At 43.4% G+C, this 25,649-nt stretch carries 23 protein-coding genes; 8 read left to right on the top strand and 15 right to left on the bottom strand.

Features of this window, described 5'->3' with window-relative positions:
- Nucleotides 1-164: 164 nt before the first annotated feature.
- The 6 genes from X939_RS0117500 to X939_RS0117475 all read right to left on the bottom strand — a co-directional run bounded on the left by X939_RS0117500 (nt 165) and on the right by X939_RS0117475 (nt 6,204).
- On the bottom strand, nt 165-1,046 hold the full coding sequence (locus X939_RS0117500) for a universal stress protein (RefSeq protein WP_025764585.1): 882 nt from the start codon (nt 1,044-1,046) through the stop codon (nt 165-167).
- Between the two features lie 13 nt (nt 1,047-1,059).
- A complete protein-coding gene (locus X939_RS0117495; RefSeq protein WP_025764584.1) occupies nt 1,060-2,646 on the bottom strand; it encodes a BCCT family transporter in 1,587 nt (528 codons plus the stop codon).
- A gap of 313 nt (nt 2,647-2,959) precedes the next feature.
- Complete coding sequence (locus tag X939_RS0117490; RefSeq protein ID WP_131694807.1) at nt 2,960-3,577, bottom strand: hypothetical protein; 618 nt, start codon at nt 3,575-3,577, stop codon at nt 2,960-2,962.
- A gap of 81 nt (nt 3,578-3,658) precedes the next feature.
- On the bottom strand, nt 3,659-4,375 hold the full coding sequence (locus X939_RS0117485; RefSeq protein WP_025764582.1) for a hypothetical protein: 717 nt from the start codon (nt 4,373-4,375) through the stop codon (nt 3,659-3,661).
- A 215-nt stretch (nt 4,376-4,590) separates the two neighbouring features.
- On the bottom strand, nt 4,591-5,679 hold the full coding sequence (locus X939_RS0117480) for a matrixin family metalloprotease (protein WP_025764581.1): 1,089 nt from the start codon (nt 5,677-5,679) through the stop codon (nt 4,591-4,593).
- Nucleotides 5,680-5,817: 138 nt separating this feature from the next.
- Entirely contained in the window at nt 5,818-6,204 is a 387-nt protein-coding gene (locus tag X939_RS0117475) for a DsrE family protein (protein ID WP_025764580.1), read from the bottom strand.
- 203 nt (nt 6,205-6,407) lie between these two features.
- On the opposite strand from X939_RS0117475, the gene X939_RS0117470 reads away from it, so the two are divergent.
- From X939_RS0117470 to X939_RS0117455, 4 genes are all read left to right on the top strand, one after another.
- Nucleotides 6,408-7,421 (top strand): GlxA family transcriptional regulator, encoded by a 1,014-nt coding sequence (locus X939_RS0117470; protein ID WP_025764579.1) that lies wholly within the window; start codon nt 6,408-6,410, stop codon nt 7,419-7,421.
- Between the two features lie 34 nt (nt 7,422-7,455).
- On the top strand, nt 7,456-7,863 hold the full coding sequence (locus X939_RS0117465) for a globin domain-containing protein (RefSeq protein WP_229236084.1): 408 nt from the start codon (nt 7,456-7,458) through the stop codon (nt 7,861-7,863).
- 105 nt (nt 7,864-7,968) lie between these two features.
- On the top strand, nt 7,969-9,405 hold the full coding sequence (locus X939_RS0117460) for a CCA tRNA nucleotidyltransferase (RefSeq protein WP_025764577.1): 1,437 nt from the start codon (nt 7,969-7,971) through the stop codon (nt 9,403-9,405).
- Between the two features lie 37 nt (nt 9,406-9,442).
- Nucleotides 9,443-9,643 (top strand): hypothetical protein, encoded by a 201-nt coding sequence (locus X939_RS0117455; protein WP_025764576.1) that lies wholly within the window; start codon nt 9,443-9,445, stop codon nt 9,641-9,643.
- On the opposite strand, the gene X939_RS0117450 is transcribed toward X939_RS0117455, so the two are convergent.
- Nucleotides 9,640-10,917: a DUF2851 family protein gene (locus X939_RS0117450; protein ID WP_025764575.1), complete on the bottom strand. Its 1,278-nt coding sequence runs from the start codon at nt 10,915-10,917 to the stop codon at nt 9,640-9,642. The two genes, X939_RS0117455 and X939_RS0117450, sit on opposite strands and share 4 nt — an antisense overlap.
- Nucleotides 10,918-11,047: 130 nt before the next feature.
- On the opposite strand from X939_RS0117450, the gene mtgA reads away from it, so the two are divergent.
- The gene (gene mtgA, locus X939_RS0117445) at nt 11,048-11,737 is read left to right on the top strand and encodes a monofunctional biosynthetic peptidoglycan transglycosylase (protein WP_025764574.1); all 690 of its coding nucleotides are present in this window, start codon (nt 11,048-11,050) and stop codon (nt 11,735-11,737) included.
- A gap of 100 nt (nt 11,738-11,837) precedes the next feature.
- Here the strand turns inward: mtgA and X939_RS0117440 are convergent, their stop codons facing one another.
- The 6 genes from X939_RS0117440 to X939_RS0117415 form a co-directional block, all read right to left on the bottom strand.
- On the bottom strand, nt 11,838-12,680 hold the full coding sequence (locus X939_RS0117440; RefSeq protein ID WP_025764573.1) for an endonuclease/exonuclease/phosphatase family protein: 843 nt from the start codon (nt 12,678-12,680) through the stop codon (nt 11,838-11,840).
- A gap of 32 nt (nt 12,681-12,712) precedes the next feature.
- On the bottom strand, nt 12,713-13,924 hold the full coding sequence (locus X939_RS0117435) for a metallophosphoesterase family protein (protein ID WP_025764572.1): 1,212 nt from the start codon (nt 13,922-13,924) through the stop codon (nt 12,713-12,715).
- An 82-nt stretch (nt 13,925-14,006) separates the two neighbouring features.
- Nucleotides 14,007-15,731 (bottom strand): RagB/SusD family nutrient uptake outer membrane protein, encoded by a 1,725-nt coding sequence (locus X939_RS0117430; protein WP_025764571.1) that lies wholly within the window; start codon nt 15,729-15,731, stop codon nt 14,007-14,009.
- Between the two features lie 20 nt (nt 15,732-15,751).
- Nucleotides 15,752-19,351: a TonB-dependent receptor gene (locus X939_RS0117425; protein ID WP_025764570.1), complete on the bottom strand. Its 3,600-nt coding sequence runs from the start codon at nt 19,349-19,351 to the stop codon at nt 15,752-15,754.
- A gap of 172 nt (nt 19,352-19,523) precedes the next feature.
- Nucleotides 19,524-20,561: a FecR family protein gene (locus tag X939_RS0117420; protein WP_025764569.1), complete on the bottom strand. Its 1,038-nt coding sequence runs from the start codon at nt 20,559-20,561 to the stop codon at nt 19,524-19,526.
- A gap of 143 nt (nt 20,562-20,704) precedes the next feature.
- Entirely contained in the window at nt 20,705-21,289 is a 585-nt protein-coding gene (locus X939_RS0117415; RefSeq protein ID WP_025764568.1) for an RNA polymerase sigma-70 factor, read from the bottom strand.
- A 485-nt stretch (nt 21,290-21,774) separates the two neighbouring features.
- Here X939_RS0117415 and X939_RS0117405 point away from each other — a divergent pair, with 485 nt between their 5' ends.
- The 3 genes from X939_RS0117405 (at nt 21,775) to araD (ending at nt 25,032) form a co-directional block, all read left to right on the top strand.
- The gene (locus X939_RS0117405) at nt 21,775-22,476 is read left to right on the top strand and encodes an NUDIX hydrolase (protein ID WP_025764567.1); all 702 of its coding nucleotides are present in this window, start codon (nt 21,775-21,777) and stop codon (nt 22,474-22,476) included.
- A gap of 160 nt (nt 22,477-22,636) precedes the next feature.
- Nucleotides 22,637-24,292 carry a ribulokinase gene (locus tag X939_RS0117400; protein ID WP_025764566.1) on the top strand — a complete coding sequence of 552 codons (1,656 nt, stop codon included), beginning with the start codon at nt 22,637-22,639 and terminating at the stop codon, nt 24,290-24,292.
- Nucleotides 24,293-24,327: 35 nt separating this feature from the next.
- Nucleotides 24,328-25,032, top strand: coding sequence for an L-ribulose-5-phosphate 4-epimerase AraD (gene araD / locus X939_RS0117395; protein WP_025764565.1), 705 nt, complete (start codon nt 24,328-24,330; stop codon nt 25,030-25,032).
- A gap of 9 nt (nt 25,033-25,041) precedes the next feature.
- On the opposite strand, the gene X939_RS23820 is transcribed toward araD, so the two are convergent.
- Nucleotides 25,042-25,185, bottom strand: coding sequence for a hypothetical protein (locus X939_RS23820; protein ID WP_198034445.1), 144 nt, complete (start codon nt 25,183-25,185; stop codon nt 25,042-25,044).
- Nucleotides 25,186-25,242: 57 nt separating this feature from the next.
- Entirely contained in the window at nt 25,243-25,647 is a 405-nt protein-coding gene (locus tag X939_RS0117385; protein WP_025764564.1) for a response regulator, read from the bottom strand.
- Nucleotides 25,648-25,649 lie beyond the last annotated feature (2 nt).

Here is a 25,649-nt window from a genome sequence, read left to right as displayed (position 1 = left end):
ACGGTGACTAAGCTATGCAATTTAAATGAGAAATGGTGTGAAGATGTTTCACTGATGTGTAAGTGTGGGTAAATATGAAGAAAATGATGGGGGATAATCATAATAAAAGCATCTTTCACAGGTCGTGAAAGATGCTTCTTACTGTTCTGTTTACCGGAATTTGCCTATATATCCTTTTTGGGTTTTGCGAAAAGTAGGCAGATGTCAGTAGGCCTTTGGATCAGATCATTAGCCACACTTCCCATAAATAAGTCTGATATTGAAGTAGAGCCTTTTACCCCCAATATCATCATTTCAGCTTTGCTTTTCTGAGCATATTGAAGTAGGGTAGAAGCGATACTTTTGCCTTCGGCGGCAACGATGGCGATATCTGAGAAGTTAGCATATTTTTTTGCCCATTCCTGTTGTCTTTTTTCCATGTCCTGTTGGGTGGCCCTTTTAATATCCTGCTCACTCATCGTAGGGAAAAAGCCCCAATTAAACTTGGAAACATGAATAGCGGAATGGTCAACAACTTTACCCTTCGCATTTCTTTTAAACAGTTCAGCCCATTCCATGACGGGTTGTGTATAACGGGAAAAGTCAATGGCATCCACTATTTTGTGAATAGGTGACCGGAAGGTTTCAGGGATGAGCAAGGTAGAACAAGGCAGAACCCGAACCAGTTTCTGGCCGAGACCTCCGTTTCCTTCCAGGTGTTGTTTATTCCCCAGGACCAGCAGATCTGGTTTTACCGATTTCGCCAGACTCATAAAGGCAAGTTCGGAATATGCTTCTGTTTTTACCTCTACTTCGAAGGTATAATTAGGATTCGTATTTCTTATTTGTTGAGTAAGTTTTTCCTGAATCCTTTTAGAAATAGGTGCAAGTTTGTCTGCTGGGAGTAACTCTTTTGGTAACTCGCCTATTTTAAGATTGTGTACAAACACGGTCCTACTCGTGTCCAAAATTTCATTGAGTAGTCGAGCATACTGGATGAGATAAGGATCCATTTCAGACAGGTCGAGACCTACTATTATATTTATATTTTTTGATTGGTTGTTCATGATGGCACTGGTATTATGATTGTTGCTCCTCGATCAACTCGGAGATAATCTCTTTATAGCTTTTTTCTTGCTTGGACTTTAGCCGTTTTTCCTGTTTTTTAATCTCATCTTCGAGTCCTTTATATAAGTTAAAGCACATGACTAGCAGTAATATTGCGAAGGGGATACCGGTAATGATTACTGCCGTTTGCAGGGCTTTGAGTCCTCCGCCCCAGAGAAGGATAATGGCTATAAATCCTTGGCCATAGGACCAAAATATTCTTTGCCACACTGGGGAATTGGGGGCACTTCCCGAGGTGATATTGTCAATTACCAGGGATCCTGAATCCGACGAGGTGATAAAAAAGGAGAATACCAGCAGTACAGAAAGTATAGAAAGCAGATCTGTCATAGGAAAGCCTTGTAGAAATATAAACAGGGCTGTAGAAATGTCGTTTTGAACGGCTGCCAGCACATCATTATTTCCAGCGAGGATACCGTGTATGGCACTACCGCCAAAGACGTTCATCCAAAGCAGGGTAATAAGGGCTGGGACGATCAATACGCCCAGGATAAATTCCTTAACCGTACGGCCTTTAGAGATACGCGCTATAAAGCTGCCCACAAATGGTGACCAGGCAATCCACCAGGCCCAGTAAAAAATGGTCCAGGCATTTTGCCAACCACTTTCTTGAAAGGTATCATTCCATGTACTCATTTCGATCAGGCTCACAAAATAGGATCCTGTATTTTGTACATAGCTTTTAAGAATAAATAGGGTGGGCCCCAAAATAAAGACAAGCAACATAAGACCTATTGCCAAGAACATATTTAGGTTACTCAGGATTTTTACTCCCTTATCCAGGCCTGAAACCACTGAAATTGTCGCTAAAGAAATGACGACAAGAATCATAACTGATTGGAAAATAGGTGTTATTTCCCATCCGAAGAGGAAGTTCAAGCCCGCACTAATCTGGGAAACCCCGTAACCTAGGGAAGTAGAAAGGCCGAAAATCGTAGCCAATGCCGATAAAATATCAATGGAATGACCAATCCAACCATGGATTTTTTCACCCAAGAAAGGATAGAACAAGGAGCGAAAGGTCATTGGCAAATTCCGGTTGTAAGCGAAGAACGCCAGAGACAACCCTACTATGGCATAAATGGCCCAGGCATGTAAGCCCCAATGCAAACCAGTGAAGTTCATGGCCTGTATGGCCGTCTCGAATGCATTGGCTGTGGGGCGGGGGGGAGAGGCAAAATGGGAAACCGGCTCGGCTACTCCATAAAACATAATTCCAATGCCCATACCGGCACTAAACAGCATGGCAAACCAGGACAAATTGGTGAACTCAGGCTCAGCCTGATCACCACCCAGCTTGATTTTTCCAAACTTGCTAAAAGCCAGGTAGATACAGAAGATTAAGATGATGTTTACAGCCAAAATCAGAAACCAGCCGAGGCTTTGGGTGGCCGCTAGTTGCGCTGCCGAAAACCAAGCATCTACCTGGTCGATGTACAGCAGACAAAGTGTTAAACTGATGACAATAAGAAGAATCGTCGTAAAAAATACAGGTGGATTAACCACCAGATGCTTACTACGTAAAATTTTGTTAAACATAATTTAATGGAAAAGTTCAGAACCCCAGCTGCTGATGAAGATGAATAAAGGGGTCCTTTGGAATTTAACTAAAATTGTCCGGAAAGTACTTTTTTGTAAGAACAATTAATGCAGCTTTGCAATTAACCATTTTTTTTACGGAATAAGAAGGTAAACAGGGAGAAATTCCCATACTTTCCAGAATTACAATCACAATTATGGCTGGAAACGTACTCGAAATTTGATAGAAAAATTTAATAATTTCTCTAAAAATATAATTTGTAAGCCGGTAGTAGCGGTTCTGTAAATATCCGCCTTGCGGTTACCTTTTCAGTTAACGGTATGAATCCATCATTTTTATCTGATGGTTTTTAATTTTGTAGATTACTTTTCGATGTGCATCGGTAGCTTTTACGATGGTGTCGTTGAACTCGAAGATGGGATAAGTTCTGATTACCCGGTCTTTTTCTAGAACAAATTGGTCGTGTCCCAGATATCCTTCCAGTTTACCACCCTTGAGAAATTCCTTAGGATCCAGGAATTCCATTTCAATTTGAACAAACTTTTCACCCTTTAATGGGGCAAACACGTAGAAATTGCCTTTTTTTTCTATTCCGGTTTCTCTAGTAAAAATATAAAGCTCGTCTTCTCCGTTTCGGTCGAGGTCGGCCAGCTCAATATGGTCTATGGGATCTACAGCTCCTATTTCTACAGGGTGATTATTAGGATACCCGGAGGGGATTATCTGGATCTCAACCAAAGGCATCCCTTCTATCTGAAGCTCCTTAACATGTATTTTACGACCTTTTTTAGTATGCTTATAATAATGAACAACCTTCTGTTCTGGCGTATTGACTTCATTTCTTGCCTCATCCTGGTCTAGTCGACTGTTTTGAGTAGTACAAGCATAAAACAATAAAATCAGAGAAAGACTTGTTAGTTTAGGGTTCATAGGACTTTTGGGGAGCATGTATTTTTAATCTTCAAACAGCAGGGGATGAGTTATCCTTACCCCCTGCCTATATTGAATACCCTATTTGCCGGGTTTTACAAAGATCTCTTCGCTGATCGCCGGATTTACCAAAACTTTCTGGGTAGTGAAATTGATTGTACCCATCTGACTCTTGACTAACATATTCTTAGGGAATTTTATGCCCTCTATTTCATCGAAACCTTCGAAACGGATATCTGCCAATTCCTCATTCCCTGGCACGGAGACCTTGGTGACCATATAGGTTTCCGTATTCAGATATTCATCAATTTCTAAGCCATCTGCCGTATAAACAATTATATGAAAGTGATCAGTCTGACCCAATTTTTCCTTACCCACCAGTTTGACTTTATGCCCTTTTTGTTGATAATTGATGAGTGCCCCAAAAGGATCTAGCTGACTTAATTGCTGTTTAACCTGCTCCTTGGTCATGTCCTGAGCGGTGCCATCTCCCCCCATAATAGCGGGTTGGATTACCCATCCTTCTCCATTATGATAAACCTGTGTGATAGTATGGCCCATCATTTCGGAGTCATTCCGAATCGATTTCCCTACAATCATGGAACTTGTAATCGTTACATCGACTCCGGAAGCAGACATGCTTCGTTCGGTGATCAGGGTTTTAACCTTGTTTAAATTTTCTTTTCCCCCCATAGCCTGAACATGCTTCTCAATGATCTCATCGACATTTTGACAAAAAGCAGGTGTAATAACAAAAAATATAAGGGCTACCCTCAATAAATATATAGATGTTTTCATTAGTCTAGAATTGCAGAATGGTGGATATGGTCAGTCATCAATTTAAGAGATTTTGATAATCCCTACCTGATTACCTTGATAAAATTCGATTTCAAAAATAGAAATAAACCAGTAGAGGTCAATACAACTGGTAAAATATAGTTTTTTGAGCTTAACTATATGGGCTGCGGTAACAGAAAGGAGGGAGTTGGATCTTTTATAGGGAATAATAGTTTTCAGAAAATCATAATGGATCCCGTACCACTGTTTTCGGAATAGAATAAGCGCAGGCGAATTATATATTCGCGACCTTTGATTAAACGATATTTAATTCGGGAGTTAAACATCGTTCCACTGTCATCATCTCCTGAGAGATAGATATCTCCAGCGTTTGTTCTTTCCAGCAATACCATGACCGTATCCATGTTGCCAAATGTTTCTATTTTGAATTTTTTAGAATAATCTGGTCTGAAGATAAAGTTTTGTTGCTCTCCCGCCTTTATGTTTACGAGCTGCGACTTACCTATCTGAAGGCTTAGATAATCGGACGCTGGAATAGGGGGGTAGAACTTCCTAACAAATTCCTTGTCTTTCTCTGATAAACCGCCAGCCGGCCTAATTCCCGATTGGAAAGCGGCAGGCTCCAGAATAAGTCCAGGGCCAAAGGGATAATGCATAACTGAGTCGGGGTCATGGGTGGAACCTTCCACTTCATCCGGGTTTAACTTTCGGATAATATTATGATAGGTTGTCTGTCGAGACCAGTTATTTGGGGGTGCGGCAAGGGCAGCATAAACGGCTTCTTCGTCCCAGACTATTCCGGCAAAAGGATTTTGATGTTCGTGAGGGGCTCCTAAGGTATGACCAATTTCATGTATGGCCGTATCCAGCTCATTACTGATGTCCCAACCGAAGTTCATAGTACGTTCGTCTGGAGAAGGCACATAATCGATGATATCCCGGCCCAAATACGACCAGGAGCCGTCACCCTGCTTAAATCCAATTCTTATTTCCGCTTCCCTGCGGTCTGTGGTCTCAGTAAATTCCAGTCCAATTCCCACATTTTTCCAGGTAGAAAAGGCTTGACGCACTACTTCTTCCTGTTGCTCGCTCCCTGTCCAGCTACTGGGGCTCCCATCTTCTGCAGAATTGAAAAAATAATATTTTAGCTCCGTGCCATTGACCCATTTGTTTCGGGATAGTAGAATCATACTGGCCCGGAAACCCACTACCTCGGGGGGTAATGGATTGATAGGAACCTGTTTCAAATGACAATAGGCTACGGTGTTATTATTGTTGCTGAACTCCTTTGCTGTTTCTTTCATGGCATTAGTTGTGTATGTGATTCCCGTACCTTAGACTTTTGTCTCCTATTTTCTGATCACTAATATATTAATTTTAAAGGACATTTCTGTATGTTAGCTGTTTGTATATTTCATTGTACTTCAGCCAGGTAATCAGCATTAGAAACCAGCTTTGACATAACTCCAGCCTTCTTGCTGTCGTACCACCAGCTGACCTATACCCGAAGGAATAATGGTCAGGGTGGGAATCAGGTCCTGTTCCGTTAATTTGGCCCCTTCCATCATTTTAGCACAGACTAATATTTCTACTCCTCGTTTTTTTAATGCCATTATTTCATCAATATTAGGATTATTATCTTTTCGGCAGAACAGGGAGGATGCTCCGTGGCAGACCATTTCTACAGTGATTTTCTGGGGTAAATACAATAGAAGATTTTCTATTTGGCGTAAAATACTTTTATATACCTTAGGATCAGAGGAAGTTAACTGAATTATACAACGATAAGGTGTTTCCGGTTTTAGATTGGTTTGTTCTGTTCTATCCATGGTTAATTTCTAATTTAAATAAAAGGAATATTTCTGGGTTTAATAGCGATTTAGAGGGGGAGTAAGAATCATACTTAAATCTAGCAAAAAAAGTATGCGCGGACGTTTATAGCCCGGCTGGGTATTGGATTATTGTTAATAATTCTAAATCTTGCAATAATTGAGAATATATTTCCCGTGATAGAGCAAGTAAACAATTGGAAATGAGCACACACAAAACAAAAATAAGTATTCTGGTGCCGAAGTCTTCGGTGCTTCAAGCAACAGCCGATCCTCAGTATTTGTTTGCAGCAGTTAATCGCTTTGTAATCAACCAAGGAAAAGAGGCTAAGTTTGAGGTGAGTTTGGTCGGAATAGAAAGACAGGTGGTACTTAATGATGGAGCTTTTACCGTTCAAACGGATTTTCAGATTGGCGACCCACATCGGGCGGATCTGGTCATCATTCCCGCGTTATTTGGTGATTTGACAGATGCGATCACCCAAAACGCCGCCTTAATACCCTGGATTAAACAGCAATACCAACAAGGGGCGGAAGTTGCCTCCCTTTGCTTGGGAGCATTTTTACTCGCCGCAACTGGGCTATTAGATGGTAAAAAATGTTCCACTCATTGGGGTTTTGCAGATGAGTTCAGAACCATGTTTCCCGACGTTGAAGTAATAGATGGTAGCATATTGACGGAAGAGGGAAGGTTGTATTCCAGTGGTGGGGCTAATTCGTATTGGAATCTGCTTTTACATTTGGTAGAAAAGTATGTAGACCGCGAAACGGCTGTGATGGCTTCTAAGTATTTCGCCATCGATATAGACCGCAACAGCCAGGCAGCCTATTCCCTGTTTAGGGGGCAGAAAGGACATCAAGATCACCAAATTCTATTGGCTCAGCATTATATAGAAGAAAATATAGATAGTCGTATTACCATTGACGAATTGGCCGAGCTAACTGCCTTGGGAAGACGAAGCTTCGAAAGGAGATTTAAGGCAGCCACCAAAAATACGGTTCTGGAGTATATCCAGAGGGTGAAAATTGAAACGGCTAAGCGTAGTTATGAAAATAGCAGGAAAAATGTCCTGGATGTGATGTATGAAGTCGGTTATACCGATAGCAAGGCTTTTCGCTTGGTTTTCAAGAAGCTGACCGGCCTGACTCCCATGGCCTATCGGAACAAATACAATAAGTTACCGGTAGATTCCGCTCAATTCAGTGGACTGGCCTAAATAAAACGTTTGGGGCCTGGTGCTATACACTTGCATGGTTACGGAAATATCACCATTTTTGACCATGGAGCATGTAAGTTTATACGAACGGATAGGAGGAAATGATACCCTCCAGATATTGACAGATCGATTCTACGATCTGGTCTTTAATCATGATCAGATTTCACATCTTTTCAAAACAGACAAGGAAACAATCAAGGATAAGCAGCGACTATTTCTAACGCAGTTTCTAGGTGGCCCTCAAGCATATTCGGATGTGCATGGGCACCCGATGATGCGTGCACGCCATCTGCCTCATCCCATTGCAGAGGAAGATGCTGTAGCCTGGCTGGAATGTATGGCTAAAGCGGTAGAATCCTTACCCCTAACGGAGGAGTTGAAAGAAGAATTATTTGCCAGATTTCCTAAAACAGCCTTCTTTATGGTAAACCGGGAATCATAATCATGTACCCCTATCGAAGCACGAGAAATGCGTAATACCAATTTTTTTTTATAGCATATAATAAAGGCATATACATTCATTATAAGGATACATTACCTTTGTAGCATGAATTTTAAAGAAGAATTAACACAGTATCCTATCCTACACACTGTTTTACAAGCGTCGGAGGGTATAGGTGAAGAGGTATATTTGATAGGTGGTTTTGTTAGAGATTTGATACTCAAGCGTCCCAGTAAGGATATTGATATTGTCACAGTAGGGAGCGGTATTGTACTGGCCGAGAAAGTTGCGGAACTTCTTGGCCCGGGGGTACAGGTTCATATATTTAAGAATTTTGGAACTGCCCAGATCAAACAAGGGGATCTAGAGGTGGAGTTTGTAGGAGCCAGACGAGAATCCTATCATTCAGAATCGCGTAAACCTGCTGTTGAAGACGGTACCTTGCAGGACGATCAGAACAGAAGGGACTTCACCATCAATGCGATGGGGATTAGCCTTAACAAATCTAATTTTGGAGAGTTGGTAGATCCTTTTGAAGGGGTTCGTGATTTGCGTAAGAAAATAATCAGAACGCCTCTTGAACCTGGCATTACATTTTCCGACGACCCGCTTCGGATGATGCGCGCTATCCGGTTTGCTACTCAGCTTAATTTTGATATCGAACCCGATACTTTCGACGCAATTATTGCCATGAAAGATAGAATATCCATAGTGTCTATGGAGCGGGTTTCTGATGAACTAAATAAAATTATACTTTCCAAAACGCCTTCTTATGGGTTTAAACTCCTATATCACTCCGGCATTCTAGGTATTATTTTCCCGGAGATGATAGACCTCCAAGGAGTGGAGAACATAGATGGAAAAGGGCATAAGGACAATTTTTATCATACCCTTCAGGTCTTGGACAATGTTTCGGAAGTGTCCGATGATTTGTGGCTGCGTTGGGCGGCTATTTTGCATGATATCGCCAAGCCGGCTACCAAAAAATTTGATAAAAAATCGGGATGGACTTTCCATAATCATGAGGAGGTAGGGGCTAGAATGGTGCCTACTATCTTCAGAAGAATGAAGCTTCCATTAAATGAGAAAATGCGCTTTGTGAAAAAACTGGTGCGCCTTCATTTACGTCCTATTGTACTGACCAAAGAGAATATAACCGACTCGGCAATGCGGCGTTTGCTGGTGGAAGCAGGGGAGGATATTGAAGATTTGATGAAACTTTGTAGGGCTGATATTACTTCTAAAAATCCCTTAAAAGTTAAGAAATACATACAGAATTTCGACTTGGTTGAGCAGAATCTAAAGGACTTGGAGGAACGCGATAAGCTGCGCAACTTTCAGCCCGTTATTAGTGGGGAGCAGATTATGGCAGCCTTCGATCTGAAACCGACTCGGGAGGTGGGAATACTCAAAGAGGCTGTCCGTGAGGCCATTCTGGAGGGTACAATTCCCAACGAATTGCCACCTGCCTACGAATACCTGTTGAAAATCGGTCGGGAAATGGGGTTGGAACCTGTTGAAAAGCCAGACGAAAAGTTATAATTTTGAAGGATTTTTTTGATACTATATCTGCTAACAAATGGAAAGTACCCGCTTTAAACGCTTCTTTGGAGCATTATTGACAATTTTAGGGATTTCGGTCCTGCTATTTGCCTGTGTGGCCTACCTTTCCGATAAGCCTGTACTTGGCCTGACAGTCAGTAAATGGAATTCTGTTGTTCCTTTTCTTTTGGGAACTGTTTTCCTGGTAACAGGGGTCAATCTCATCAGCAGATCCTAAATTTGACGGATGATTTTTGCCCCAATATTGCAGCTTAGGCAGCGTTTCTGACTGCAATATTGACCATACCACTCCAGTAATCCCTGGGAGTCCGAGGCAGAACTGACCCGCATCTCCAGAGATTCCCAGAGCCGGGTGATCCGGTTATTTTCTGGGGGTAGGTCCGTTAAAAATGCCAAAGCACGGTCCAAGTACTCGGGGAGTTTTCGTGATCGGGAGTAGGCCGTCAACAAGGGTACAGCAACGTTAATGATCAGATTGTTGGAGGCATCTCTGCCCATGAAGGCTATTTTTTTACCTGATGGCTTCTCGAAATGGTGGTGTAGAGTCCAGTATTCGGTCTGGCGGAGCTTGAACATTCTTTGAAAATCTAGTATACGGGCTGCATGGATCATCCCTGCAAAAATATTGGGAGAGCAGGCCAGAAATTGTGCAAATTGTGCAATGCGTATGGTGGGGAAACCGACGGGACGCAGACCCAGAAAACGCCACTCGGTAGCTTCCATTGCAGGGCCCAGGCGATATTTCTTAACCAGAAAACGGTGTTCGGATCTCAGGGCTTTTCCATAATCGTCCTTAGGATGGGCGGGCAGCAATCCCGATTGTCCAAATAGGAGGGCCTCAATAGGGAAAACCTGGTTATTTTGCATGCGCATGACTCTCCAGGGAATAGCCTTACAAAGTTGGAAGAAAGGAGCATCGTTAAGTTTGAAACCAAAATGCTGACCGAGGACCTGATAACTGGTTTCTTCCCAGTCAGAGAGGTTCTCGGTCCATAGGGCTAATATGTCATCGGCCTTTCGGGCGAGGCGCTCCAAAAGCACCCGGTCCAGCATGCCATATTTGTCGATAAGTGCAGTATTGCCAAACTGGTCAGCACATGGAATAGAATTTTGAGAATCAACGAGTCGAAAATAACGTTGCAGTACGGATTGTCTGACTTTTCCATCTAATGTCAGGGTAGGGATAAGCGTGCCGTCAGCTCTACGAATGGGTTGGTCGTTGGTCCACACGACATGCAGTATTACCGATTCGTATGCTGGATCGGGATCATGATTGTGCCGATGCCAGTCAGATGCATTTACGTGTATTTCAACATCACCTACCCAGGTTAGTCGGTCCAGGTCAATGCGAGCCCCAGAGAAATCGGGTCCGGAGCTAGCGTTGCGGTGGCCAGTCTGAAGCACCCGAATGGCCTGGCCCCCGTCGGTAAGCAGATCTTTATTGTCAAAATATTGGAACTGCCATATAAAGCTGAGGATGTCTTCGTTCATAGCAACAGGCTTTAGTTAATATAAATATACCCATATTATTGGCCGAAACCGTTGTCTATGGCTAATTTGTTTCGGTACTTTGTGTCCCAAAGGGATCGCCTGTTCTTCCTGTAGAATTCTTATAAAATATATGTTAAGTCGGATTGTTTTCATTGCCTTAAGGCTCATGGTATACTTCTTCATCATCTCTTTGGTATGGGTAGTATCTCTCAAGTATATTCCCGTATGGTTCACTCCATATATGATTGCCACCAAATTGGAAGTCAGCAAAGAGGAAGGTAGTGCAGAATTACATAAGGACTGGGAACCTTACGAAAATATTTCCAAGGAGCTCGCTTTGGCAGTAGTAGCTTCCGAAGACCAGAATTTTCCTACGCACTGGGGCTTTGATTTCGATGAAATATACGACGCCATGACGGAAGATCGTAAGCGTGCACGTGGTGCTAGTACCATTTCACAACAAGTGGCCAAAAATGTTTTTCTATGGCATGGAAGAAGTTATATACGGAAGGGGTTGGAGGCGTATTTTACCGTATTGATTGAATTGATCTGGGGGAAAGAACGAATCCTGGAAGTATATCTGAATGTAGCGGAAATGGGTAGACTGACCTTCGGAGCCGAAGCGGCCTCCTTACGGTTTTATAATAAATCAGCCAAAAACCTTACACGACATGAGGCGGCCCGTATTGCCGCTGTACTCCCTAATCCGATTAAATTTTCGATCAAAAATCCTTCAGCCTATGTTCAGAAAAGGACGAATCAGATCATGAGGCAAATGAAGTATCTGGGTGGACAAAAATATATTGCCGAATTGAAATAAAGGCCAACCGGCACTAACGGATGTATTAGCCATTCCCTAGTGCCGGTTGTTATAAGTCCCGTTATAGGCAGAACCCGCCTATTATCTTAATTATTCTCCTTTATTTTATGATGGCCTTAATCACCACAGGCTGATGATCTGATGGATATCTTTGATTCTTAGAGTCGGTCAGCACGGCATATTTCAGAACCCTTACTTGTTTACTAACAAAGATGTAATCGATTCGCTTGTCCATAGCTGCTTCGAACTTAAAGCTATTGAATGTTCCAACCGGACCATAGGGAGCTTGCTCGGTAGCAGAATAGGCATCCTGAAGTAGGCTGCCAATCGTTTTGATCTGTTCGGTTTCGGGGGTAGAGTTGAAGTCCCCCGTTAGTATTGCCGCATCTTTACCCGCTATTTCTTTTACCTTTTCCGCAATTAGTTTGCCCGATTCCTTTCGCGCAGTAACGCCCTGGTGATCGAAATGCGTGTTAAAGAAATAGAATGTTTTTCCCGTAATCAGATCCTTAAACTGAGCCCAGCTGGTAATCCGGTTACAACAGGTGGCATCCCAGCCCTTGCCCGGTGTGTCGGGGGTTTCGCTGAGCCAGAAATCGCCATTCTTAATTAGCTTAAAACGATCTTTTTTGTAGAAAATAGCAGAATGTTCACCCCCCTGTTTGCCGTCGTCACGCCCTTTTCCTACGTAGGCGTATACTGGAAGTTCTGCTACATCGTCGAGTTGTCCGCGAAGTGCTTCCTGCGTTCCCATCAAATCGAAGTCGTGATACCGTATTAAAGCCTTTACTTCCTCTTTGCGATTGGGCCAGGCGTTAACACCATCCCCGGCATTATTATAGCGCAGATTATAGCTGGCAATTGTAAGTGGGCTGGACTTTTGCGCCGACGCCGTCACCGTAGTAAATAGGGTTAGTAATAGGATAAATCCCAGTTTTCTCATGGTCAAATAGTTTAAAATAATGAATTACAAATCTAAGCTTTCTTTGCGGAAATGGATAGCAGCCCTACGACTTCGTCATCGTCCCGGATCATTTTTACTTCCATGGTTTTTTTTGAAGCCTGTATTTTGATCAGGGTCCTCTGACCCTCCAGTGGCCCACCCCCAATTATGATGGGGTAGGGATGATCCTTATCGGCCTGATGAACGGCATATCGATGCGTGTGACCCGAAAGTTGCAAGTCAATTTTAGCCTTAGCTAATATAGGGCCAAAAACTTTGCGGCAGTGCAATGTTCCGTGCCAATCCCCCGAATGGTAAGGCGAAATATGAATGAGCACTACCCGAAAGGGAGCCTGTTGAAAGGCAGTAGAGGCCACTTCTTTTTCCAGCCATCTGGCTTGCTCTTCACGATACCGGTCGAAGGCTGATAGACCACCGTATTCCACACTATCATCGGTCTTGTCTTCTCCGGAATCGAGTACTACAAATCGTATAGGGCCCCTATCGAAAGCGTAATAATAGCGATTTTCTGGGTAGTCATAGTATTGCGTAATATTCCTGGAAAAGCTTCCTCTACACTCATGATTGCCCTGTGTAAGCAAGAAGGGAATGGAAGAGGCAAATATCTCCGTGCATGGTTCTATCAGATGATCGATCATTTGCTGCTCACTAGAAACCCAGTCGAAAACATCTCCATTGAATACGACAAAGTCAAAATCAGGCTTACTGCCTGTATATCCATGGCGATATAACAGCTGCGGAATGGTCTGTGGACGGTCGTGTACATCGTTTAATACCACCAGCCCGATTTCATCTTCTTGAAGGGGTGGGGTGGTAAAGGACATCATTTTGCTGCTTACCGTTTCCCCAAAGAGTACCTTTGAACCCTGGTATCCAATTATTGCTATGGAAAAGACTCGGTATTTATGGGCTTTCCCTGGGGTTAAATCTGGGAGTCTTATCTTGTTGACCCTGTTGTTGGCCTGAATGAGGCCGTTTTCATAGGCGACGGCTCTTTTACTGGTATAATTGCCGGCTCCATACTCTACCCAGCTGAAACAATTGGCGCTGGTAGTCCACATAATTGTAACTCCATTGCTTGACAAATTCTGTAGATAAGGTTGAGAAAGCATCTTAAGAGTATCGGTAGGATTATTTTCCTGGCTATGCGCTAGGGCGGGCACCATAGAAATAACGCCGATGCCTGCTATCTTGTCTAGAAAAGCACGTCTTGAAGTTTTCATATAAAGGGGTTTAGGAATAGGAAAATAAGGAGGTATTGTAAAAGGCTTCTTTCACACAAAGATGAAAGAAGCCTCCAGGGTGTTACCAGTTAGGATTCTGGGTAAGATTGGGGTTCAATTGAAGTTCTTGTTTTGGTAGGGGGTATAGATAATCCCGGCTTTCATCAAATTTTTTGTTGATATGAGAGTTCACCAGTATATTTCCGCCCTGTTCACCATTGGCCAGGGTTATTTCACTTCCGAGCTTTAATAATTGTGGGCCTTTATCGGTGGGCTTGGTTCCTTTGTAGATGATCAAATCAATTTTGCCATCTTCATCTAAGTCGAAGGATCCCGTGCCCGGGAAGTACATACCTTCGAAAGTCCGAGTGAGCAGTTGACCCTCTTTCCAGCGTATCAGATCGTCCCATCGGAGATAGTTTTCCATTACGAGTTCTATTCTTCGTTCTCTTCTGATTTCCAGAATTACCCCTGAATTTTCTCCAGAGACGTGGGTATATTGCTCATCTAAAAAGGGGTCCGGGTTTTTATTAGCCGCTACAAGGTCAAGTGCTGGCATCCCTACTCGCTGTCTTATTGGTAGAATGGTCCTATCCAAATCGGCCTGGGTGAGCGTTCCTTTTTCAGCCCTAGCTTCGGCATCGTTTAGAAGCACTTCTGCATATCTGAAAACTGGCATATCGGTAATATCCTTATTATAAGTATCCCATTTGGGTTCCGAAACGAACTTGATAAGCTGGTAGCCAGTGACGGTGGCCCCGAATTCAGGAACAAGGGTCTGAGTTTGGCCGGTGCGGGTGTAGCCCGGGGTTCGAATGGTTTGGCTCAAGCGAGGGTCGCGATCTTTAACTTCTTGGCTATAGGTCATTTTTTCATAACCTGGCTTGTCTGTAAAGCGAGTTCCGTCGGCCATAAGATAACTGTTAACCAGTTCTTTGGAAAGTCCGGGCTTCCCGTAGGAGGCGGTCATGGTATAATAGTTCAGATTGTGGTAGACCTGTAGTTCATCACTGAATTTCCGAGCCAATATCACTTCTTCCTCTATGGCATTATCAGCAGAAAATAGCTTCTGATAGGCCGTTTCAGGGGTGGCCATATAAATATTGTACCCACTATTTTTGATCAATTCATCGGAAGCAGCTATAGAAGCGTCCAAAAACTTTTCAGCATTGGGAAGGTTGAATTCCGGATGGTATTTCCGAAATGTACCTTCATACAGCCCAATTCTGGATTTTAAAGCGAGGGCAGTCCATTTGGTAATAGTGGTAATTTGACGGGTACCCCCTAGATTGGCAATGGCATAATCCAGGTCAGCAAGTACGGAATCCATGACCATTGTCCGTGGATCTCTGGCCTTAGTAAGCATGGTTTCGTCATTAATCTCTACCACGGTTGAGTACCAGGGGACATCGCCGAAACGCCTTACTTTTTCATAATAGAAATAGGCTCTGAAGAATCTGGCCAAGCCATTATAACGGGCCACGGCTGCTTTGTCGGGGCATTTGTTCGAATTGGCCAGGAAATAATTGATGTTGCGCAGCTCGCTCCACGACCAGCCTCCTCCAGAGGTTGGTACTATTCTGCTGCCCTGTATTTCGGCACGCATGCTACTTTTTATGACGTTGTCGGCGTCTTCGTTATAGACGTCTTCTGCCGACGGCAGCATGTTGTAAAAGGAATTGGTATAAAGTAACAGGTCATTCTCACTGTTGAAAAATGTTTCAGGAGAAATGGCATCGAGTGGCAGCCGATCCAGGTCACAGGATATGAGTCCGATCGTAATTAAAAATATCAGTAATTTTTTCATTTTATTTTCAGTTTTCAAAATCAAAAATTAAGACTTAAGCCGGCAGATAATGTCTTTGACAGGGGATAGGTACGGCCATTAGTAAAGTCTCCATCCAATTGTTCCGGGTCAATATATTTGGTTCTGAATGGAGTGAATGTGAGCAGGTTTTCGCCACTTAGATAAATACGTGCGCGACTGATTCCAAGTTTCTTAGACCAGTCTGCAGGGAAGGTATAGCCTACCACAACATTTTTAAGTCTCAAATAACCTACTTTCTGAAGATATCTGTCGTTGGATACACTCAGGCTACTGTTCCCATTTAATGCTGTATAGCCTCTCAAAAGCGGATAGTAAGCATCTTTATTTTCAGGCGTCCAGATATCCGATTCGAAATCGGAAGGAATGAAGCTGTAGTATGGCCGCGAATATGGACCCCAGAATTTATCGGCATTGCTGCCTGGGTACCAGTTCCGACGAAGGATTCCCTGAGCCAGGGCTGAGAAATCAAACCCATTCCAGTTGGCTCCCAGGTTGAAACCATAACGGAAACGTGGGGTAGTATTGCCAATAATCTTTAAGTCTCCGTGATCTTCAAGGGTATTAGACCCCTCAGAAATTTTCCCATCGCCATTAAGATCGATGAATTTGATATCTCCAGCCTGAAGTTTTGACCAGTCGCCTGGAGCACTAAGCCTACGCTGGTTTACCTGAGACTGATCGACGCCGTAAGACTTAGCCTCTTCGTCGCTCTGAAAGAGTCCGGCTACGCTATAGCCCCAGATTTCTCCTATTTTCTGTCCTTCATAATATTTGGAAAGGATTTTGTTGGGATTGTCATATCTTGTAATTTCTGATTTGGCGTCGGACAGTATAAAAGATGCCTTATATCCAAAGGGTTTTCCGGCAAGTTTCTTTTGGTCATTCCAGCCCAGAGACAATTCAAATCCCTGAGTTCTAAGATCCCCCGCATTCTCCGTAGGTACGGCAGCACCGTAAACGGCAGGTAGTACCTTTCCAGGAATAAGCATATCAATGGTTTTCCGTACATAGGCGTCTGCAGAAATATTCAGTCTACTCTTAAAAAAGTCTGCATCAATACCGAAGTTGGTCGTAATCGCTTTTTCCCAGGTCAGAGTAGGAGTAATGGGCGAGGGGCTGCTGAGGTATTGTAGTTTCTGACCATCATTCAACCAACTGGATTGACTGGTTGGCATCATTGAGATATAGGGATAATAGCTTGAAGAGCTATTATTAGAAGGTAGCTGATTGCCCAGCGTTCCGTAGGAAGCCCTGATTTTCAGATTATTCACTATACTGCGAGCCGGGTCGAAGAACTTCTCCTCGCTAATACGCCATCCTGCAGAAAGGGAAGGGAAAAAGCCATATCTACGACCACTTCCAAACCGGGAGGTTCCATCATATCGGCCGTTGACCTCTAAAAGATATTTCCCTTCGTAATCATAAGCGGCCCGGAAAAAGGCACCAAAAAGGGCATATTCATAAGAATCGCCATCGGCAAGTTGTTCACCGGTACCTAAATTCAGGTCATTCAGATTGGTAGAAAGTAGGTTCTTACGAGCCCCAAAAAGGCGTTGGTGCTTTTTTGTTTCTGAATTCATACCGGCCGTCAAACCTATATAATGTTTACCAACACTTTTGTTATAACTGCTATAAAGGTTAACCACATTCGTAGGGTCAAACCAAAACGTGTTTTTTAACTGATCCACATTATAGTTAGGAACGGGCTCGAGAACGCCAGGCTGAATAGAATATTGGGCTACAGCGGCTCGATACCAGTCTTGGGCTATATAAAATGAATAAGCATGATTGGCGATTACTTTCCAATTTGGATTCAGGTCAATGGTAACCTCGTTAATAGTACGAAGTTCATGGTTACGTTTCGCGCCTTTGGAATCCCCATTCAATAAATTGGCGAAAAGTCCGTCTCCAATGGAATAGTTGTTTTTCAGCGTATTATAAGTAGCAGTGCCATCTGGATTACGGGGGGCATAAGCAGGCATGGCATGTACGGTAATTGCCGTAAAGTTGGCATTAGCTCCTCCTTCTCTACCCGGATAGCTATATTCAGAGGTGAAATATTGGGTGTTATTACTGAATTTTAGCCAAGGTAAAACTTGGGCATTAATCTTCGTTCTAAGATTATACGAGGTAAACTTATCCGTATTAATGCGCATTATTCCTTGCTTCTGATATACCGAGCCCGAAGCGAAATAATTAATCTTATCGGTCCCTCCAGATAAGTTTAGGTTATGTTGCTGACTGGTCTGAACCTTTTGGAAAAGGGTATTCCACCAGTCATAATTTCCATAATAATTATAGATGTCTTTCCCATTAACATTTTTAATGACAGTCCAGGGGCGATCGGGATGTTCGGTTTTGTCGAAGCGACGGGCCTCAAGTTCCTGATAGTCTTCCTCTGAATAACGTGTGTAGGTATTTCCGGTAGCTCTGCGAAATGCTTCATCGTTGAGTCTTACGTGATCGTAACCGGTCGTAAGGAAATCGGTACTAACGGTAGGGGAAGCCCAACCAAAATTGTTGCTATATCCAATAGTGGTTTTTCCGTTTTTTGCCGATTTGGTCGTAACCAAGATGACGCCAAATGCGCCCCGGGCTCCGTAGATGGCGGAGGCCGCAGCATCTTTTAATACCGATACAGATTCCACATCATTGGGGTTGAGCCGGTTGATATCACCGGGGATCCCATCTACCAGTACCAGAGGTCCTCCACCGTTAATGGAAGTTTCGCCACGTACGTTTAAGGAACCGGCTGCACCGGGCTGCCCCGTGCCGAAGGTGATATTCAGGTTGGGTACCATACCTTGCAATATCTGACTCATGTTATTCAAGGGCCTGTCTTCCAGATCTTTGGCCTGAATCTGGCTGACAGCACCTGTGAGATTGACTTTTTTCTGAGTTCCGTAGCCTACCACCACCAATTCCTGAAGACTCTTATTGTCTTCTGAAAGAACAACTTCAAGCTGCTGTTTATTTCCTACCAGTATCTCCTGAGAAGTATAGCCAACAAAGCTAAAGATCAACACAGACTCTACCCCAGGAATACTTATCTGAAACTTACCATCTACATCGGTTGACGTGCCTGACTGACCTCCCTTAAGTACTACACTTACACCGGGAAGGGGGAGTTTATCTTCCGCACCAACTACCGTTCCAGAAATTAGCCTGTCAACGGGGAGAATGGTCTCCTGAAGTTTCTGCTGAATTTGCGGCAAGAAGCTACTGGTCACCTCATTTTTCTTATTGGTGAGTAAGACCTGGCCATTTACCAGTTCATAGCGGATTCCGTTCTTGATTAGTATCTGGTCCAGAACAGAGGCTAGACTAACATTTCTTTTGTGAGCACTGACCTTGGTGGATAGATTTACCTTGCTACTATAGACAAATTTGACTTTAGTGTCTTTTTGAATCACTTCTAAGGCAGACTTGATGGGCATATTGGTAAAGTCTACTGATATATCCTGGGTCAGAACCGATTGAGCGGAGCTCTCATTTGCATAACTTATTGTGGCCATTGTGAGAGCCATAATCCATTGCAACAAACCTATTCGCATAATAAGTCGCCAGTTTACAGGCTTGTTTGGTACCAATTTTTGCATAATTTTGATAGTCTAATAGTTGAACGCTGTTAGTAATTGCCTCTTTACCTGGTGGAACGGGTAAGTGGCGTAAGTTTTTTCGATCCGGGAATGGTGGAACATTTCCGGGTCGATTTGTAAATTAGGATGTTAAGGTTTTTTTTAGGACATATTTTGTGGGTTTAGTGATTAATCAGGAACAGGGGGTGCCATGAATGGTGACCGTTTCACCAACAAGGGTATAGTTGCTTTCCAGGGACTTGCACAGCATATCAATAATCACTGGGAATGGCTGATTTTCGAAATCGGCGCTTAATTTGCAATTTCCTAAAGATTGATGACTCAATTTGATATGTATCCGGAAGCGGGTCTCGAGACTAGTGATTACCTGACTTACAGGGCATTCCTCGAAGCGGATTGTTGTAGGCTGATAGATTTCCTTTTTTACATGCTCCATTTTTTTCTGTGAAACCAGCTGTTGGGTTGTAGTCTGGAGAATGGCTTGCTCATTAGGTTCTAAGACCACCTGCTGCTTCTGCTGTTGTGGGCCTAAACTGGAAACGGATACACGTCCCGTGACCACACTTACCTCGTGTATAGATTCGTTGGCGTGTGCTTTGACATTAAAACTCGTACCGAGGACATCAATGGTCATTGCCCCGCTCCGTATGACAAAAGGATGGGTCCGGTCTTTCTTAACATCGAAAAATCCCTCACCCTCAAAACTTACCTCTCTAATATGGCCCGAGAAAATCTTGGGATATTGGATCGTGGCTCCTGGTCGGAGCCACACGGTGGAGCCGTCGGGGAGCTGGTGCGCAATAATGCGTGTCTTATCGTTGCTAAACCGCACCGACTCACTCTTCAAAGCAGCCTTGGTTACATTTGTCTTGTCATAGGCCAAGGAAGTGTGGTTGGGTTGTTGTTTAAGAAAAAAGTACCCAATAAGTCCTGAAATAAGGCAGATACTCGCCGCAATACTGATTATTCTAGACCAATTCACTCGCTGTGGTTGCGAAAGTATTTCTGTCTCTTGCTCGATGCGGCCAGATATTTTAAAGAGCATTTCGTCCATTAGTCGATGATCCTCATGACTTAGTGGTTTACTAGGCCTACCTATATCCTCCCCTAAGTTGGCATACCAGTCTTCAACAACTTTTTTTTCTGCGGGAGAACATAAGTCCTGCAGGTATTTCTCTAATAATACAGAAGTGATTTTTAAAGGACTCATTAGTTCGGCCTGATCGTTATATCTTCAGGTCGTATCAGATCGCGGCTGACCCTTAGTCAGTACCGCATTTTTGTTAAAATATTATTTCTAGGAAATCCAAAATGAGAGTTAGGAAATGAAACTGATGAACTTATGCCAAGAAATCAGGAAAGGAGGATGAGTAAAGGGAGGTAAACCAAGTGATCCTGAAGGTACGTTCGAAGGGTTCGCAATGCCTTGCTAATATGTTGTTCTACTGTTTTTTCGGATATGCCCAGTTCCGTGGCTACCTCCCGATTGCTATGCCCGTTTCGGCTTAAGAGGTAAACTTGCCGGCATTTTAAAGGAAGAAGTTCCAGAGCTTGCTGGTAACGGCCCCTCAGATCCATTACCAGAGTGTCCTGGTAGGTGGTTTCTTCAGTAATCGGATGCTGTTTTACGAAATAATCTGTCTGGCGCTCTCTGGAAAGTTGTTTTCGATAGTAGCTAATAATCAGATGCTTGGCTGCACCAAATAAATAAGCGCCCAGTTTAGAAATCTCTAGTTGGTGTCGCCGGTGCCATAAGTTGACAAATAAATCCTGGGTAAGATCCTGGGCTACTTCCCGATCTTGAAGCTTGGCATGAATATAATTGAAAACTTGAATGGAATAAATACGGTATAAGGCCTCAAAAGCTTTTCGATCGTCATGTTTACAAAAACGGACTAGCAACATTTCTTCAGAACTGGCTTCGCTATCAAAAGTCATGACTATTTCTTGCAAAAGGATTATTTCCTAATAATTGATTATCTGCAAAGTTGGAAATTCTTGTTCAAATAGGTGATACTTTACGTATTAAGGAATTGTTTAAAATTACAAATATGGAATTTCTCAAACCGGCTCCTAGAACCAGTTTTCAAAAATTATGCGCTATTATAAGAAGAAAGTAGGAGAATGGCTATTTCTAATGTTGCATTCCTATGTGGATCTGGGAGGCCCCCATACTGCTTTTATTGCTGTTCTAAATTTGACATATGAGCTCCGCTAATCAGCATGTTTGAGCCTCTGCAAAATTTGTTTAGGAATAAATAGATATTAATTGTCGTAAATGATGATAATCTTACATTTGTATATCCTTGGCCAGAAAAATGGTATATCTTAAGTCATGATGTCTTTCTATTTAGAAATTCAACCAAGAGGTAACCTTTTACTTTTTTTAATTAGTCTGTATTGCTTTTTTATAATTAAACCTGATGGTGAAGTATCCTGCCGCCCTTAAAGTCTTTGTGGCTATTGACTGTATAATTTTTGGATTCGATGGAAGGGATCTCAAGCTATTGCTGGTAAAACGTAATCTGGAACCTCAAAAGGGAAACTGGTCATTAATGGGTGGTTTTCTGTATCCAGATGAGGACTTGGATCAGGGAGCAGGCCGAATAGTGAAGGAACTTACTGGGTTAACCAATATTTATTGTGAGCAACTGACCGTAAAAGGGGATAAAAATCGAGACCCCGGAGCGCGAACGGTATCTGTAGTTTATTTTGCCCTTATTAAAATCGAGGAGTCCGACGAAGAACTTGTACGCAGTCATAATGCCTCATGGATTGTTCTGGAAAGGCGTCCCGATCTGATTTTTGACCATAACCAAATGGTCCTTGACGCCATCGATCACCTGCGCTACAAAGCGGCCCTGCATCCGATCGGCTTCGAACTTCTTTCAGAAACTTTCACCATACCGCAACTTCAAAAACTTTATGAGGCTATCTATGACGTACCCATCGATCGGCGTAATTTTAGCCGTAAACTCCTTTCTACCTCTTTGCTGATTGATACTGGGATGAAGAATATTCATTCGACTACCAAAAAAGCGACTTTATACAGACTGGATAAGGTACGTTATAATGAAAAGTTTCATGCTTTCTGGAATTTTATGGCCGATAGCTCAAAGTCCTGATCCCTTTCTTTTAAGGTGTTGATATAGACTCTGGCACTATTTTGACCGAGCCTAAGCAATTATTTTCAAAAAAATAAATGTGTCAAAAAAACACTATTGTTATATTTGATTATATTTGTTCTCTGAAAAGCAACAGTTAATCTAAATCCTTGGAAAAATAATGGACGACCAATACGTAATTGGTATCGATTTTGGGTCGGACTCCGTTCGGGTGCTTATCGTCGATGCTGGGGATGGGCGTGAATGTGCCACCGCACTCTGTGAGTATCCGCGATGGAAGGCTCAGCGCTACTGTGATGCCGGAAAGTCTCAGTTCCGACAACATCCCCTGGATTATATCGAATCGCTGGAAATGGCGGTTCGGGATGCCTTGGCCGCCTGTGAGCCTGAAGTAGCGGCTCGGATCAAGGCAATTTCCATTGATACTACCGGTAGCACCCCGGTAGCCGTGGATCGGGAGGGGACGGCTTTGGCTATGCTCCCCGAATTTGCTGAAAATCCCAACGCAATGTTTATTCTCTGGAAGGATCATACGGCCAATGCCGAAGCGGAAGAAATTAATCATCTTGCAAGGCAATTTAAGATCGACTTCACCCAGTATGTGGGAGGAATATATTCATCGGAGTGGTTTTGGGCTAAGATTTTGCGAACATTACGAGTTGATTATCAGGTAAGAGAGGCTGCCTACTCCTGGGTGGAGCACTGCGACTGGATATCAGCGTTACTTACGGGAGAAACGGACCCATTAACCATCAGGCGTTCGCGCTGTGCTGCGGGCCATAAGGCCATGTGGCATCAGACCTACGATGGACTACCTTCCGAAGCGTTTCTGACGGCCTTAGATCCTTTATTGTCCGGACTTCGAAGTCGGCTTTATACCGAAACATATACGGCAGATATGGCTATGGGCACTATTTCTAAAGAATGGGCCAGCCGCTTAGGCCTTCCAGAAGATGTAAAGATCGGTGTGGGAGCATTTGATGCCCATATGGGAGCCGTCGGTGCCATGATAGAACCCTATGCGCTATGTAAGGTGATTGGCACCTCTACCTGTGACATTCTGGTAGCTCCTAATGAATCCGTGGGGCATTTATTGATAAAGGGGATTTGTGGCCAGGTAGATGGATCTGTAATTCCCGGAATGCTGGGAATGGAGGCAGGGCAGTCTGCTTTCGGTGACATTTATGCCTGGTTTGCCCAGTTAATCCTGAATCCAGTCCGCGATTTATTAGGAATGGAGCTGGCAGGGGAAATTCACGATAAAATTATCCCCTATCTGGCCGATAAAGCCAAGGCACTCCCCGTAACAAAAGATGATATGGTAGCAGTCGATTGGCTTAACGGCCGTCGCAGTCCCGATGCCAACCATACCCTGAAAGGCTCCATGATGGGCTTAGACCTTGGAATCAACAGCATTAAGATATTTAAAGCCTTAGTGGAAAGCACTGCATTTGGATCAAAAAGTATAGTCAAGCGATTTGAAAGTGAGGGGGTACCTATTAAAGAGGTGATCGCTATCGGCGGAGTGGCGCGGAAATCCGAATTTGTTATGCAGATTCTTTCGGATGTTTTGCAGGTGCCCATTAAGGTTGCCAAAGCAGATCAGGCCTGCGCTTTGGGCGCTGCTATGTTCGCCTCGGTGGTAGGGGGCATCCATTCAGACTTAGCTCAGGCCCAGCAGGCAATGGGTACGGGTTTCGATGCTGTGTATATCCCTCGGCCTGAAGAGTCCAGAATTTATCAGCATTTATATGGTAAATACTTACAGGCCGGGACCTTTGTAGAGGAAGTATATGTGACCAGTAAGGTTATATAAATATTCAAGATACTTTAAAGTTTATAAAATAAGATATGTCAGGGTTCAAATATCTAAGAGAAGCGGTCTACGAGGCTAATATGGAGATAGCCAGGGAGCGCCTGGCTAAGGTTACCTTCGGAAATGTGAGCGGCATCGACCGTGAAGCTGGTGTTGTGGCCATTAAGCCCAGTGGAGTTCCGTACCATCAATTGACCGTAGCCGATATAGTACTGGTGGATTTGGACAATCAGGTGTTGGAAGGGGGGATGAGGCCTTCTTCAGACACTAAGACCCATACATTACTGTATAAGCATTTTCCGGAAATCGGGGGCGTCTGCCATACCCATTCCACCTATGCCGTGGCCTGGGCTCAGGCGCAGAAGGCGATCCCTAACTTGGGGACTACCCATGCCGATCATTTGGTACAGGCCATTCCTGTTACTGAAGTGATGACCGATGCAGCCATACAAGGAGATTATGAGCTGGAAACAGGGTATCAGATTATTCATAAAATGGGAGAAGAAGGCCTTAGCTACCAAGAGATTGAAATGATTTTGGTAGCCTGTCATGGGCCATTCAGCTGGGGAAAGGATCCGGCCAAGGCCATTTATAATGCCGTTGTTCTGGAGGAAATCGCAAAAATGGCGTTTCTTACTCTGCAAATCAATCCAGAAAGTACAACCATCAAGCAAGCGCTGATCAATAAGCATTATTTTCGGAAACATGGAAAAGATGCCTATTACGGCCAGGGCTGTTAGGGAAGGCTTTTAATCATTTGTGGACTTCCGGGCGAGGTTGCGCATCTGCTGAAGGGCTTCCTGGCGGGTAATCTTTTTTTTGCTGGATTTCGCTTCTTCTATCGCCGTTTTAGAAAAACGGCCTTTTACTAAATTAAATAGGGCAAAAAACATGTTCGGAGACGATTAATTGTTCGTAAAATTATAAGATACGGGAAATGATTCCGGAATTTAATCTTTGAGTTTCAAAGCGACTAATTTGTCGTGAAGAATTTCTATATCCAATGGCTTTGAAAGTAAATCGAGAATGTAAGGATTCGATTTTACCCTTTCAATATCTCTGCTATCGATGGTAGATGAGAGCATAAAAATATCTACCTTACTTTTGATGGAGTCGTCCAGGAGATGATAGGCCTCAATGAATTCGAAACCATTCATATCGGGCATTTGCAGGTCCAGCAAAATCACGGTCTCCGGGAGAGTCGGTCCATTTTCTCTTAACCATCTATGGGCATCTTTTGCAGAAAAATACTTTCGTACTGTACTGGCAATTCCGCATTTAATTAGAAGCTTTTCATAAATGAACAAGTCAAACGAGCTATCGTCGATCAATATAAAATTTGTAGAAATTCTCATGG

The sequence above is a fragment of the Dyadobacter tibetensis Y620-1 genome, assembly GCF_000566685.1.
Taxonomy (GTDB): domain Bacteria; phylum Bacteroidota; class Bacteroidia; order Cytophagales; family Spirosomataceae; genus Dyadobacter; species Dyadobacter tibetensis.
Note: the sequence above shows the minus strand (reverse complement) of the source record. Positions and strands in the feature narration are given on the sequence as shown.

Bases quoted from the DNA above. Each gene is read 5' to 3' on its own strand.
- X939_RS0117500 (WP_025764585.1), bottom strand. From the start codon at position 1,046: ATGAACAACCAATCAAAAAATATAAATATAATAGTAGGTCTCGACCTG.
- X939_RS0117495 (WP_025764584.1), bottom strand. From the start codon at position 2,646: ATGTTTAACAAAATTTTACGTAGTAAGCATCTGGTGGTTAATCCACCT.
- X939_RS0117490 (WP_131694807.1), bottom strand. From the start codon at position 3,577: ATGAACCCTAAACTAACAAGTCTTTCTCTGATTTTATTGTTTTATGCT.
- X939_RS0117485 (WP_025764582.1), bottom strand. From the start codon at position 4,375: ATGAAAACATCTATATATTTATTGAGGGTAGCCCTTATATTTTTTGTT.
- X939_RS0117480 (WP_025764581.1), bottom strand. From the start codon at position 5,679: ATGAAAGAAACAGCAAAGGAGTTCAGCAACAATAATAACACCGTAGCC.
- X939_RS0117475 (WP_025764580.1), bottom strand. From the start codon at position 6,204: ATGGATAGAACAGAACAAACCAATCTAAAACCGGAAACACCTTATCGT.
- X939_RS0117470 (WP_025764579.1), top strand. From the start codon at position 6,408: ATGAGCACACACAAAACAAAAATAAGTATTCTGGTGCCGAAGTCTTCG.
- X939_RS0117465 (WP_229236084.1), top strand. From the start codon at position 7,456: ATGGTTACGGAAATATCACCATTTTTGACCATGGAGCATGTAAGTTTA.
- X939_RS0117460 (WP_025764577.1), top strand. From the start codon at position 7,969: ATGAATTTTAAAGAAGAATTAACACAGTATCCTATCCTACACACTGTT.
- X939_RS0117455 (WP_025764576.1), top strand. From the start codon at position 9,443: ATGGAAAGTACCCGCTTTAAACGCTTCTTTGGAGCATTATTGACAATT.
- X939_RS0117450 (WP_025764575.1), bottom strand. From the start codon at position 10,917: ATGAACGAAGACATCCTCAGCTTTATATGGCAGTTCCAATATTTTGAC.
- mtgA (WP_025764574.1), top strand. From the start codon at position 11,048: ATGTTAAGTCGGATTGTTTTCATTGCCTTAAGGCTCATGGTATACTTC.
- X939_RS0117440 (WP_025764573.1), bottom strand. From the start codon at position 12,680: ATGAGAAAACTGGGATTTATCCTATTACTAACCCTATTTACTACGGTG.
- X939_RS0117435 (WP_025764572.1), bottom strand. From the start codon at position 13,924: ATGAAAACTTCAAGACGTGCTTTTCTAGACAAGATAGCAGGCATCGGC.
- X939_RS0117430 (WP_025764571.1), bottom strand. From the start codon at position 15,731: ATGAAAAAATTACTGATATTTTTAATTACGATCGGACTCATATCCTGT.
- X939_RS0117425 (WP_025764570.1), bottom strand. From the start codon at position 19,351: ATGCAAAAATTGGTACCAAACAAGCCTGTAAACTGGCGACTTATTATG.
- X939_RS0117420 (WP_025764569.1), bottom strand. From the start codon at position 20,561: ATGAGTCCTTTAAAAATCACTTCTGTATTATTAGAGAAATACCTGCAG.
- X939_RS0117415 (WP_025764568.1), bottom strand. From the start codon at position 21,289: ATGACTTTTGATAGCGAAGCCAGTTCTGAAGAAATGTTGCTAGTCCGT.
- X939_RS0117405 (WP_025764567.1), top strand. From the start codon at position 21,775: ATGGTGAAGTATCCTGCCGCCCTTAAAGTCTTTGTGGCTATTGACTGT.
- X939_RS0117400 (WP_025764566.1), top strand. From the start codon at position 22,637: ATGGACGACCAATACGTAATTGGTATCGATTTTGGGTCGGACTCCGTT.
- araD (WP_025764565.1), top strand. From the start codon at position 24,328: ATGTCAGGGTTCAAATATCTAAGAGAAGCGGTCTACGAGGCTAATATG.
- X939_RS23820 (WP_198034445.1), bottom strand. From the start codon at position 25,185: ATGTTTTTTGCCCTATTTAATTTAGTAAAAGGCCGTTTTTCTAAAACG.
- X939_RS0117385 (WP_025764564.1), bottom strand. From the start codon at position 25,647: ATGAGAATTTCTACAAATTTTATATTGATCGACGATAGCTCGTTTGAC.